The following is a 12,242-nucleotide window of genomic DNA, read 5'->3' as shown; positions in this document are numbered from 1 at the left end:
ACGAGTACAAGACCCAGGACGAGAACCACCTCCTGGAGACCACCGGCAAGGAGCTGCGCAAGCTCATGTCGTGGGTGAGCGACGAAGAGGCGTAACCGGAAATCCCTTGTGCATGCGCAAGGCATGTACAAGCTTCCTGACGGGACTCCCGCCGGATAAAGTAATCAGTGAAATCACCGCCATGGGGGAAAATTGATACGCGCAGCGGTCTTGGCAGGAATTGGAGCGGCCCTTCCGTCGCGTTCGGTGTCGAATGACGAACTTGCCGAGACACTGGATACCAACGACGCGTGGATACGTACCAGGACCGGCATTCGGACCCGGCACTGGACCGATACCGGAACCAACACCGGTGATCTCGCGACCGCCGCCGGAGCGCGGGCTCTGAAATCCGCCGGGGTCGATTCCGCGGATCTGGTGATCCTCGCGACCAGCACCGGAAACCAGCCCATGCCCGGCACGGCACCCGAAGTCGCGACCGCACTCGGACTCGGAAACGTCGCCGCATACGACGTATCGGCAGCCTGCTCCGGATTTCTCTACGCTCTGTCCGCTGCCGCCGGTGCGATCGCAGCCGGTGTCGCGGAACGGGTCCTCGTCATCGGGGCGGACGTCTGGTCCACGCGACTCAACCCGCAGGACCGCTCCACCACCATCATCTTCGGTGACGGCGCGGGCGCCGCGGTGCTGCGCGCGGGGAACAGCGACGAACCCGGCGCACTGCTCGGCTTCGACCTGGGCAGCGACGGGGTCGGCCACGAGTTGGCCCAAGTGGCCGGGGGCGGTTCGCGTGAGCGGGGAAGCGGGCGACCGCCGAACCCCGAGGACGCGTATATGACCATGCAGGGCAAGGAGATGTTCACGCACGCCGTCGACAGGATGGCGGCTTCGTCGGAGCAACTGCTCAAGCGGATCGGCTGGGGGGCGGCGGACGTCGACTGGTGTGCCGCGCACCAGGCGAACATCCGGATTCTGCACACAGTCGCGGACGTGCTCGGAGTCGATCGGTCCCGCATGCTGGTGCACCTCGACAAGGCGGGCAACACATCGGCTGCCTCCATTCCGCTGGCGTTGACCGACGCGGCCAAGAGCGGGCAGATCAAGGCCGGTGACCGCGTGCTGATGACCGCGTTCGGCGGTGGCCTCAGCTGGGCTTCGACCGCGATGCGGTGGCCCGAACTCGACGTGATGGAAATCTCCACGGACATCTGAGCCGCCTGATTCCTGCGGCTTTCTCTCCCGTACGCACCCTGCCCTCTGAAGGGGATTCATGAACTCCCAAGGTGTTGCCGAGAACATCGTGAAAATCCTCACCGACAACTTCGATCTGGATCAGGAAGTCACCCCCTCCACGCCGTTCAGCGAGATGGAACTCGACTCGCTCATCATGCTGGAGCTTTCCGTTCTCATCGAGCGGAAGTACGGCATCAAAATAGCTGAGGACGAGCTGGTCGAGGCCGGCAGCGCGACCGGTGTCGTCGTGCTGATGGAATCCCGCGGCAGTGTCGAGGCCCCCACCGCCTGATCCGGCCTTTCCCACCCAGACGAATTTCTTCCGTTCTCTCCTGGAGGAACGCCATGCACAGCCGTATCGGAATATTCCTGTCCCCCGTGAACGAGCCCGGCCAGGACCCGCACCTGGTCCTGCGCCGCCAGCTCGACCTGGTGGAGAGGGTCGATGCGCTCAACTTCGACGAGGCGTGGTTCGGCGAGCACCACACGCTCGGCTGGGGGCTCGTCGGCGCCCCGGAAACGATGATCGCCGCAGCCTCCCAGCGGACCCGGCAGATCAAGCTGGCGAACGGGGTCGTGCCGCTTCCCTGGCACCACCCCTTCCATGTGGCCTCGCGTGCCGTGCACTTGGACCACCTCACCCGCGGCCGCTACATCCTCGGCGTGGGTCCCGGCATCTTCCCGGACGCGCAGATGCTCGGCATCGAGGCGAGCGAGCAGCGCACCCGGCTCGCCGAAGCGCTGCCGGCGGTGATCGAGCTGGTCAACGGCGAAGCACGGATCACCGAGAAGACCGACTGGTACGGGCTGCGCGACGCCAAGCTCCAGCTGCCCCGTTACACCCCAGGCGGCCTGGAGGTGGCCATCGCCAGCGGCGGCACCTCACCCACCAGCCCGCTCCTGGCCGGACAGCACGGCACCAGCCTGGTCTCCTTCGCGCTCAGCCAGCCGGGCGCACCCAAGACCATCGACCTCGCCCGGCAGTGGAGTTACGCCGAGGAGGCCGCCGAGCAGTACGGCCACACCATGAATCGGGACAACTGGCGGGTGGCCCTGCCGCTTCATGTGGCGGAGACCAGGGAACAGGCGTTCGCCGATGTCCGCGAGGGCTTCGATCGCTGGCTCTTCGACTTCTTCGGCCGCGCGGCGGGTCGCGATGTGTCCACCCCCGGCGTGCCCAAGGGCCAGGAGCTGGAGGCGCGTATCGAGGCCGGCGGTGCGATCGTCGGTTCGCCCGAGGACGTCGTCGAGGGCATCCAGCGACTGCGGGAGCGGACCGGCGGGTTCGGCAGCCTGCTGGTCTACATACCGGACTGGTGCTCCTGGGAGAAGACGGACAAGAGCATGGAGCTGCTTGCCCGCTACGTCGCACCGCAGCTGACCGGCGCCGTCGCGCGTCCCGAGGAATCCATCGAGCACATCGTGGCCAGCCGGGGCTGAACCGGGGCCAGCGTCCCCCACCCCCTTCCCCCATCCCGAACCGGAGCCTTCATGACCGTCGTCGGCAGGAATACAGCCGAGGTCGCGCAGAGTGCGGGGCACAAGGTCCCGCGACTACGGACCCCCCTCCTCTTCGCGAGCCTCGTGGCCGGAAACTACCTTGTCATCCTTGACGTTTCGATCCTGAACGTCGCACTTCCCGACGTGCGCAGCGACCTGCATGCCTCCGCGTCCCAACTGCCGTGGACGGCGGACGCGTACACGGTCGTCTTCGCCGGTCTGCTCCTCGCCTCCGGAGCGGTCGCCGACCGCTGGGGTCCGCGCCGGGTCTACCGCACCGCCCTGTGCCTGTTCGCGCTGCTCTCCCTGGCGTGCGCCGCTGCCCCCAATGCGCTCAGCCTGATCGCCGGCCGCGCGACACTCGGTATCGCGGCGGCCGGCCTGGTCCCGGCCTCGCTCGCCCTCCTCGCCAAGCTCTACCCGGACCCCAGCAAACGCTCCCGGGCCATCGGCGCCTGGGGCGCGCTGAGCTCCAGCGGTTTCATCGCCGGGCCGCTCATCGGCGGCGGTCTCGTCGAACTCGGCGGCTGGCGCTCGGTGTTCCTCGTCAACCCGGTGATCATCGCCCTGGTGCTGCTGCCCACGAAGTGGCTCAGCGCCCACCGGTCGACGAGCTTCAACCGGATCGACTACGCGGGTCTCATCCTGTCCGTCCTCGGGCTCGGGGCCGTCACCTTCGGCCTGATCGACGCGGGCAGCCAGGGCTGGGACCGGCCCACCGCTCTGATCGCGCTGGCCGTCGGCGTGCTCGCGTTCGTGGCACTGCTGCTCGTCGAGCGGAAGGCGCAGGCTCCGGTGCTGCCGCCCCGCCTGATGGCGCTCAGCCGGGTCCGCGCGGACCTGATGGCGGGAGCGATGTCGTGCTTCGTCTTCTACGGCTCGTTCTTCGCGCTGACCCTGTGGCTGATCCGAGAACGGGATCTCTCCCCGCTGCAGACCGGTCTCGCCCTGCTTCCCATGACGCTGCCCGCCTGCTTCATCCCGTTGCTCGCCGGGCGCTCGGTCGTCAGATACGGGGCCAGGGCGGTCATCCTGGTGGGGCTCGGGGCCCACGTCCTCGCCGGGCTGGGGCTGTGCTTCGTCGGTGACCACCCGCCACTGGCTGCGCTGGTGCCCATGGAGATCCTGCTGACCATCGGCGGGACGACGGTGGTGCCCGCCGTCACCGCGGACATGGCCTCGGCCGCACCGCCGGAGCTCGCCGCGACCGGCCAGGGCGCGGCAACCGCCTCCCGGCAGGCGGGAGTCGCCCTCGGTGTCGCCGTGCTCGGCACATTGTCCACGCTCGCCTCGACCGGCCTGGTCGTGATGGTCGCCGCGGGGCTGGCGCTGGTGGTCGTCCTCGTCGTGCTGCGCAGGCCGGCGACCGCGACGGACGTCGCGTGACCGGGTCGTCCGGCGGACGCGTGGCGGGCGGGGGCGCGGCCTTCTTCGACGTCGACGAGACGCTGATCACCGCCAAGTCCATGTTCGAGTTCCTGCGCTTCTGGCTGGCCCGTACCGGCGACGACGGCACCCGGTACGCGCGGTACGCCGCCGTGCTGCGGGACATGTCCGCCCTCGGCCTGCCCCGCGAAGAGGTCAACCGCGCCTACTACCAGTACTACACAGGCGCCTACGCCGCCGACGTGCGGGCGGCGGGCCGGGACTGGTACGCCGCCTACAGGGCACGCCCGGACGCCTTCGTCACGGCGGGCATCTCGGCGCTGGCCGGGCACCGGGCGGCCGGGGACGCTGTCGTGCTGGTCTCCGGGTCCTTCCGGGCCTGCCTCGACCCCCTCGCCGAGGATCTGGCGGTGAACCGGGTGCTGTGCGGTGAACTCGTCGTCGACGAGCGCGGGTTCCTCACTGGCGAGGTCGTCGAACCGATGATCGGCCGGGCGAAGGCGGACGCCGTCGTCCGCACGATGCAAGAACTCGGCCTGGCCGCCGAGCACTGCTGCGGGTACGGGGATCACGCCAGTGATCTCGACATGTTGCGCGCTGTGGGCAGGCCGTCGGTCGTCGGAGACGATCCGACGCTCGGCGAGCTCGCCCGCAGGCACGGGTGGCCGGTGATGTCATCGGCCCACGGAGGAAGAGAGGAAAGCTAGTTGAGCACGCAGACCATACAGACGGCACCCGTCACATCCGGGGATTTAGCGGACAAGGTGGCCCTCATCACCGGAGCCGACCGTGGCATCGGTCGCGCCCTGGCGAGCAGGCTCGGCGCCGAAGGGTGCCGACTCGTCCTCCACTCGCACAACTGGGAGGGCCTGAAGAAGGCAGTCGCCGACCAGGGCTGGGAGGACGAGCAGGTGCTCACCGCCGTCCATGACGTCGCCGACGCCGTGGCCGTCGAGGCGGCCGTCGCCGAGGCCGTCACCCGCTTCGGGAAGATCGACTACCTGCTGAACGTGGCGGGGGTCGCCCACCCCGGCGGCGCCCTCACGACGAGCCAGGAGGTCTGGGACCGTACCCTCGCCACCAATCTGACCGGCTACTTCGTGATGGCCCGGGCCGTATTGCCGCACATGAAGGAAGTGGGCGACGGGTTCATCGTCAACATGTCGTCGATCTGGGGCAAGCGGACTGCACCGCCTGGCGCCATGCTTGCCTACTCGGTGTCGAAGTGGGGTGTCGAGGGCCTTACCAAGGCTCTTGCCGAGGAGACCAAGCCCTGGGGCGTCCGCGTCTCGGGCATCGTCCTGGACAAGGTCGACACCGCCTTCCGCGAGAACATGCCGGGCGACCTCACACAGGAACAGCGGGACCTGATGCTGACCGCCGGCGATGTCGCCGACGCCACCTACGCGATCCTCACCAGCTCGCGCCGCGCGCACGCCGCCACCGTCGAGCTCGACGCCTGGCAGTGGGTCTGATGCCGGCGCAGAATCCCACAACCCTCTACATAGTCGGCGACCGCTTCGGGCCCTTCGCCACCCACGACGCGACCCGCACGGTCTCCCGCTTCGTCCGCGACCTGCGCGCGAACCGCCACCAGGACGACCCGGAGCTCGTCCTGATCGAAGGCCAGGGCATCACCTCCTTCGACTGGGACCGGATCCGTGACGAGCTGGACCGCCGGGGCCTCACAGACCGCGCGCGAATACGGGAGAGCGACGCGGGCTGCCTCTGCCGCCAGAGCGAGACCCACAAGCACCGGGAGTGCAACGTCCTGGTCGCGGGCCTCAGCCGGGTCGGCGAGAACACCTTCCGGGCGGCCCTGCGCATCCACAACGACCAGGAGCTGCTCCTCGACCACCAGGGAGCGCACGTCCAGGGCATGGTCATCCTGGAGGCCGCGCGCCAGATGTTCGTGGCGGTGAGCGAGCGGTACTACCTGTCCCGTTGGCCCGAGCAGCACTACAGCTTCGTGCTCGACAGCATGGACAGCAAGTTCCAGACGTTCCTGTTGCCGCTGGCCGCCTCGATCGAGTTCGAGGTCCACTCGGCGGATCTCAGTGACCCCGCCCAGCTCCGCTTCGACGTCCAGATCACCATTGAGCAGGCCGGCCTGCCCTCCGCCACCATCCGCATGGCGTGCGGCGCCATCCACAGCTCGGCCATGGCCGAGATGGAACGCCGGAGCACCGTGCGGGCCCTGCGGGTGCTCGGCCGCCGCGAGCCGGGCCTGGCCGTGGCCGGCTGATTCGGGCTCCTGCAAGCCCTGCGGATCCTCGACTCCGTTCTTTTCGCGTGCATCCCCGTATACGACCCCTGAAGGGACCCCCATGTCCTCTCCGCTGCTTCTGGTGACCGAGATCCCCGTCGGCGACCACGCCGTCGAGGCACTCGCCGCGTGGCTGGACCGGCCCACCGCACCGGGCTCCGTCTTCTACCGGGGCCTTGAAGCCTCGGCCCTGCTCGAACTCACCCCGCTCGACGGCCTTGCCGAACTCGCCGGTCTCGACGAGCAGTGGCGTCAGCAGGCCAAGGCGCTGGCTCCGCTCGTGGCGGGTGACGTACGCCGCCAGGTACTGCAGTTCGTCGAGGCGCCGAAGCCTGCCCCGGCCGGCCTGGCGCTCCCGGACACCCCGTACGTCCAACTGCGTCACGTCGAGGTGAAGCCGCCGGTGTACGAGGAGTACCTCACCTGGCGGGACGGCACGATATTCGACGTCGTACGGACGACGGAGCAGGTCGAGACGTTTCTGGCCTACCACTCACTGCTGTCCACGGAACCCGGGGTCATGTTCGTCTCCGGGTTCTCCTGCGCCCCCGAGGAGTACCTGCCCGCGTTCTCGTCGCAGCGCTACGGCGAGATCGCCCGGCACGCGCACTCCCGTTTCGTCACCGAGGAGGGCGTGTACACCCGCCTCTACCGGCGTGTCACCGAGGACATCTGATGGGTGCCGAGTCAGCTTCGTACGAACTGAGCGTCACGACCCAGGGCCCGCTGTACCCGCCCAGCGAAGTGATGGACGCGGACGGCAACTTCGTGGTGATCGGCTACGTCAACCGTGAGGCGGCCGGCGGAGGGGCCACCTCCCACTGGGGCAGCGCGATCGTCGCCGCGGACAGCGTCCTGCCGGAGCTGGGCGGCAAGGCCCCCTACCGCATAGTCCGCGAACTGGGCCCCCAGCTGTCGGCCGCCGACGAGAACCTCGTCCTGCACACGCTGCCGCTTCCGCTGCCGTGCACGAACTATCCCGAGGTCTTCGCGCCGGACCAACTGCCCGATCCCTTCTCGGTGGTTCGCCCCAGCTACGCCTTCCACGAGGTGCCGCTGGCGGATCTGCGTCCCGAGGACGGGCCGAAGGTGACGGAACCGATCACGCTCGGCCAGTGGGTGCAGGCGGCCGGCAACGTGCGGGTCACGTTGGCGGACGGCGGCCGGTCGGCCGACTTCCACTGCGAGTTCACCGGGCTGCTGCCGAACAACCTCTACACCGTGATGTCCGTGCGGCGCCGCGACCTTGATCCCGCGGGACCGGTCAGGCCGGGCCCGCTCGGTGTGCCCAATGTGCTGATCGCCGACCACAAGGGCAACGGCAGCTACCACGCACGCATGCCGAATCCGTTCCCCGACCCGGAGGGCGCGGCAGGTGACCGGATCATGAACGTCGTGCTGCTGTGGATGAGTTACCAGCAGAACTACGTGGGAGCCATCGGGCGGTTCGGACTGGGCGGGGACGTGCACGCCCAACTCAAGCTGCGGGGACCGAGTTTCGCCGAGTTCATCACCCACGCCTGACAAGCCGCCGAGGGGAAGCGAGTACGAAGTGGAGATGAAGGTGTCGACTCAGCGTTCCTTCCGAGATGTGCTGGGCCGCTTCACCACCGGGGTCGTCCTGGTCACGGCGCAGACCGAAGTCGGGCCCGCCGGAATGGCGGCCAACTCCTTCACCTCGGTGTCCCTCGTGCCCCCGCTGATCGCGCTGTGCGCGGCGCACACCTCGACGACGTGGCCGGCGATCCGCACGGCCGGCGGCTTCGCGGTGACCATCCTGCGTGAGGATCACGAGGAGGTCTGCAGGACATTCGCCACCCGGGGGACGGACCGGTTCGCGGGCCGCGACTGGGTCCGCACCCCGGCCGGGCACCCACTGCTGTCGGACGGGCTCGGCTGGCTCGACTGCACCATCGAGCAGATCCATCCGGCGGGCGACCACGAACTGGTGATCGCCAGGGCCGAAAAGTGGTCCACTGCGGGCGCGGGGGAGACCGCCACGGCGGGCCCGCTGGTCTTCCACTCCGGACGCTACGTGCGGCTGGCGTCTTGAGCGGAAAGTCTTCAACAGTCCTATGACCGACGGGATATGGATCCCGTAGAAAGGCGCGAGCAACGATGAGCTACACCGGTGAGGTCCAGGCCGGCGGCCCCGGGGACACCCGGGAGACGACCGACCTGGTGATCACGAAGATCTCGGTCGGTGAGATCGACAACAACGTCTACCTACTGCGCTGCCGGGCGACCGGAGAACAGCTCCTGATCGACGCGGCCGCCGAGCCACGGACACTGCTCGACCTCATCGGCGACGGCGGCCTGGCCACGGTGTTCACCACGCACCAGCACTGGGACCACCACCGGGCCCTGGCCGATGTGGTCGCCGCGACCGGCGCCCGCTCCCTCGTGGGACGCGACGACGCCCCCGGTGTCCCGGTCGCCGACGTCCTGGTCGACGACGGCGACACCGTGCGGGCCGGAGCAGTGTCCCTCACCGCGATCCATCTGGTGGGGCACTCGCCGGGTTCCACCGCGCTGCTCTACCGGGACCCGAACGGGCATCCGCACCTGTTCACCGGAGACAGCCTCTTTCCCGGCGGCATCGGCAACACGGAGAAGGACCCGGCGCGCTTCGCCTCCCTCCTCCACGACGTCGAGACGAAGATCTTCGCCGAACTCCCGGACAACACCTGGATCTACCCGGGCCACGGCAAGGACACCACGCTCGGAGCGGAGCGGCCGTCACTGCCGCAGTGGCGGGAACGGGGCTGGTGACGCGCGAGCGGCATCCGGCAGCCACCCGAGGGCGCGGTTGAGATGCTGCCCAGCGCAGCGCGTGGACTTCCCGCCGTCTTCTGGTGGATATGGGCCAGTCTCCTGATCAACTGGCTCGGTGCCTTCGCGGGACCGATGCTGGCCTTCTCGCTCACTGCGGACCGGGGCTACTCCGCCTCGTACACCGGATTCGTCGTCTCGCTGCTCGGGCTCGGCTCGATCGTCGGCAACGCGCTCGGGGGCATCCTCGCAGACGGGTACGGACGACGCCTCACCCTTGTCTCCGGCCATGTATGGACCGCCGTCAGCATGGCCGCCCTGGGGCTCGTGCAGGACCGTCCGGCCGTGGCTGCCGCCACGTTCGCGGTGGGGGTCGGGACGGGGGTGGTGCGTCCTGCCGCGGGCGCCGCGCTCGCGGATGTGGTGCACGGCGTGGATCGGCAGCGGGCCTTCGCCCTCAACTACTGGGCGGTGAATGCCGGAATGGCGGTCTCCGCCGTTCTGGCCGGGTTGATGGTCACTCAGGGCTACACCCTGTTGTTCCTCGCCGACGCCGGGACGACGGTGCTCTGTGCGCTGGTCGTCCTGGCGAAGGTCCCGGAAACGATGCCCGGGCGCACAGCGCCGGGCGCAGCGCGGGCGTCGGCGGTCCAGGAGACGCCGCGTGAGCCCGAGGGGGCACAGGAGGTGCGGAAGGCCGTTCCGATCCGGCAGGACCGGTCCTTCGTCCTGTTCACCCTGCTGACGCTGCTGTTCGCCCTCGCCTTCGAGCAGCGCTCCGGCTCCCTGGCCATGGTGATGGCGGCCCAGGGGCACTCACCGCGGCTCTTCAGCCTTCTCAACGGGGTCAACGCGGCGCTGGTGGTTGTCGTACAGATCCCGCTCACCCGGCTGATGAGCCGCGGCCCCAAGGGCCGAGCCCTGTGGGCCGGCGGAACCTTCGTCGGGGCGGGATTCGCCCTGACGGCCTTCGCCGGCAGCCCGGGTCTGTATGTCGCCGCCGTGGTCGTGTGGACCCTCGGCGAAATGCTCCAGGCACCGGCGGCCAGCGCGGTCGTCGCGGAGCGGGCCCCGGCGCAGCAGCGAGGCCGATACCTGGGCGTGTACGCCGCCGCATGGTCGGCCGCCGCCTTCCTCGGTCCGATCAGCGGAGGCTGGATCCTCGACCAGTGGGGCGGCACCACCTTGTGGACGCTGTGCGCGGTGCTCGGCGGTGCGGCCGGCTGCGGATGGCTGCTGATCACCCGGACTCAAGACTTCCGCACGGCACCCGTCGTGCGGGAAGGAGGCGGGACACCGCTTCCACGGATCACAACAGATGGGAACAGAGCATGAACCAGCACCTGGTCGTCACCAACTGCGTCCCGGCCCATGTCGGTGAGGAGACGGAGCAACTCGTCATCGAGAACTGTGTACCGGCGCATGTGGGCGAGCAGTTCCTCGTCGAGAACTGTGTGTCGGCGTACGTGGCCTGATGACCGACGTCACCGTGGCGGAGACCGGCCGGGGCGGCACTGTCCGCCCCGTGCCGGGCTCCGGCCCCGCGCCGTCCTGCGTCACGAGAACACGCGTCCTGACCGGCGTCGGCGGAATCCCGCCCGGCCTGCACCTGGCCATCAGTGATCTCGCCGACGTCACCGACCGCCCGTGGCAGAGCTGCCTGCGGACCTTCGGAACATCCTGGGAGGGCCCCGAGCCGGCGCGCCGGTCCGCGGAGGGTGAAGCCGTGGAACGCTTCTGCGAGGCGCACGCCCCCGCGCCCGAACGGCTCCACTGGGGCAGCCACCGCGAGTTGACCCGCCGGGGCCTGCGCGCCCTCCATCCCCGCCGGCTCGTCCTCTACTCCGCCCGGCAGTACGCCACCCCGGGCTTCCCCTTCCGGCCCTTCGGGCCCGACTCACCCGCCCACTGGGTCGAGGCCCGGTCCGTGAGGCACGGCACGTCGGTCCTGGTGCCGGCCTTCCTCGTCTACTCCGCCTGGCCTCGCATGCCCCGGCCGCACCCGGAACCGCTCTACGCGTTTCCGGCAGTGGGCGGCATCGCCGCAGGTCCCACCAAGGAATTCGCCCTGCTCAGCGGGCTCGAAGAGGTCATCGAACGGGATGCGGCCGCCGTGTGGTGGGCCAACGCGCACCCCTCGCCCACACTCCCCGCCGACACGTCGCTGCTCCGCCTGACCGAGGGCGCCCAGCGGGCCTTCGACGTCCGCTTCACCCACTTGGCGAACGACTTCGGCGTACCGGTACTCGCCGCCGGCGTCCGCAGTCGTACCGAGGGCTGGCTGACCTACGGTTTCGCAGCCCGCGCCGATCCCCTGGAGGCCGCCGCCAAGGCTCTGGCCGAGGCCTACACCCTGCAGATCAGCTGTTTGTCGTTGGACAGCCCGTCCGGAGTGCCCGACACCGCCGGACGTCCCTCCCCCTTCAAGGACTGGTGCCCGAACCGTCGGTACCTGGACTCCTACCGCGCCGACGGGCGCGATGCCGTCGAGCAGTTGTGCCACCTGCAGCTCTACCTGGACAGACGAGCAGCCGACCGGGTCGCCCCGTGGGCCTGGGCGGCCCCCTCGACCGGTGCGTGGGCCGAGGTTCCCGCTCTGCCGCGGCGGGCGGCCGAGGTTCTGCTGGCTCGCGTGGTGGACGGCGGCCATGAGGTGCTCAGCGTGGACCTGACCACGCCCGAGGCGACCGCCGCCGGTATGTTCGCGGTCCGCGTCATCGTCCCGGGGCTGGTGGGAGCCGCCCCAGCGGCCTACCCGGCGCTGGGCGGGCGGCGTATACAGGAGGCGGCCGTCCGACTCGGCTGGCAAGAACGTGCGTTGACGGAGGAGACGCTCAACACCTTTCCCATGCCGCATTCCTGAGGGGATCCCTCCCTCGTGGGTCCCCCCACAACAGCGCCCTCACCCGCCGGCCTCGCCTCCTCGGGCGGCCGGTCACCCGCCAGGCGACGCTCGGCCGGAGTCAGTTCCTCACCGTCCACCACATGGGACTCGGGCACCACACCGGAACGCCGGTAGCCGCCCAGGAATTGCTGATCAACTGCTGACGAACTGCCCTCATTGCCGGCGGAGTCGCGGATCCTG

14 protein-coding genes are annotated in these 12,242 nt (G+C 69.4%); all 14 read left to right on the top strand.

What is annotated here, in order from left to right; all coding sequences use genetic code 11:
* Positions 1-192: 192 nt before the first annotated feature.
* The 14 genes from ACZ4N5_RS26745 (at position 193) to ACZ4N5_RS26680 (ending at position 12,020) form a co-directional block, all read left to right on the top strand.
* Complete coding sequence (locus tag ACZ4N5_RS26745; protein ID WP_467759578.1) at positions 193-1,212, top strand: beta-ketoacyl-ACP synthase III; 1,020 nt, start codon at positions 193-195, stop codon at positions 1,210-1,212.
* Positions 1,213-1,270: 58 nt separating this feature from the next.
* Positions 1,271-1,525 carry an acyl carrier protein gene (locus ACZ4N5_RS26740; protein WP_356785944.1) on the top strand — a complete coding sequence of 85 codons (255 nt, stop codon included), beginning with the start codon at positions 1,271-1,273 and terminating at the stop codon, positions 1,523-1,525.
* A gap of 53 nt (positions 1,526-1,578) precedes the next feature.
* Entirely contained in the window at positions 1,579-2,673 is a 1,095-nt protein-coding gene (locus ACZ4N5_RS26735; RefSeq protein WP_467759577.1) for an LLM class flavin-dependent oxidoreductase, read from the top strand.
* 51 nt (positions 2,674-2,724) lie between these two features.
* On the top strand, positions 2,725-4,119 hold the full coding sequence (locus ACZ4N5_RS26730; RefSeq protein ID WP_467759576.1) for an MFS transporter: 1,395 nt from the start codon (positions 2,725-2,727) through the stop codon (positions 4,117-4,119).
* Positions 4,116-4,826, top strand: a complete 711-nt coding sequence (locus ACZ4N5_RS26725) for an HAD family hydrolase (RefSeq protein WP_467759575.1) — start codon at positions 4,116-4,118, stop codon at positions 4,824-4,826. Before ACZ4N5_RS26730 ends, ACZ4N5_RS26725 begins: the two co-directional genes overlap by 4 nt.
* A complete protein-coding gene (locus ACZ4N5_RS26720; RefSeq protein WP_467759574.1) occupies positions 4,827-5,594 on the top strand; it encodes an SDR family oxidoreductase in 768 nt (255 codons plus the stop codon). It begins immediately after the preceding gene.
* Entirely contained in the window at positions 5,594-6,364 is a 771-nt protein-coding gene (locus ACZ4N5_RS26715) for an AfsA-related hotdog domain-containing protein (RefSeq protein ID WP_467759573.1), read from the top strand. Before ACZ4N5_RS26720 ends, ACZ4N5_RS26715 begins: the two co-directional genes overlap by 1 nt.
* An 82-nt stretch (positions 6,365-6,446) precedes the next feature.
* Positions 6,447-7,061: a hypothetical protein gene (locus ACZ4N5_RS26710; RefSeq protein WP_467759572.1), complete on the top strand. Its 615-nt coding sequence runs from the start codon at positions 6,447-6,449 to the stop codon at positions 7,059-7,061.
* Positions 7,061-7,909 (top strand): hypothetical protein, encoded by an 849-nt coding sequence (locus tag ACZ4N5_RS26705; RefSeq protein WP_467759571.1) that lies wholly within the window; start codon positions 7,061-7,063, stop codon positions 7,907-7,909. The genes ACZ4N5_RS26710 and ACZ4N5_RS26705 overlap by 1 nt, the downstream gene beginning before the upstream one ends.
* A 34-nt stretch (positions 7,910-7,943) precedes the next feature.
* Positions 7,944-8,438: a flavin reductase family protein gene (locus ACZ4N5_RS26700; protein WP_467759570.1), complete on the top strand. Its 495-nt coding sequence runs from the start codon at positions 7,944-7,946 to the stop codon at positions 8,436-8,438.
* 65 nt (positions 8,439-8,503) lie between these two features.
* Positions 8,504-9,157: an MBL fold metallo-hydrolase gene (locus ACZ4N5_RS26695; protein ID WP_467759569.1), complete on the top strand. Its 654-nt coding sequence runs from the start codon at positions 8,504-8,506 to the stop codon at positions 9,155-9,157.
* 42 nt (positions 9,158-9,199) lie between these two features.
* The gene (locus ACZ4N5_RS26690) at positions 9,200-10,492 is read left to right on the top strand and encodes an MDR family MFS transporter (protein WP_467759568.1); all 1,293 of its coding nucleotides are present in this window, start codon (positions 9,200-9,202) and stop codon (positions 10,490-10,492) included.
* A complete protein-coding gene (locus ACZ4N5_RS26685) occupies positions 10,489-10,632 on the top strand; it encodes a hypothetical protein (protein ID WP_467759567.1) in 144 nt (47 codons plus the stop codon). The genes ACZ4N5_RS26690 and ACZ4N5_RS26685 overlap by 4 nt, the downstream gene beginning before the upstream one ends.
* On the top strand, positions 10,632-12,020 hold the full coding sequence (locus tag ACZ4N5_RS26680; RefSeq protein WP_467759566.1) for a YcaO-like family protein: 1,389 nt from the start codon (positions 10,632-10,634) through the stop codon (positions 12,018-12,020). Before ACZ4N5_RS26685 ends, ACZ4N5_RS26680 begins: the two co-directional genes overlap by 1 nt.
* Positions 12,021-12,242: the final 222 nt, after the last annotated feature.

The organism is Streptomyces sp. NPDC026500 (genome assembly GCF_055567635.1).
Note: the sequence above shows the minus strand (reverse complement) of the source record. Positions and strands in the feature narration are given on the sequence as shown.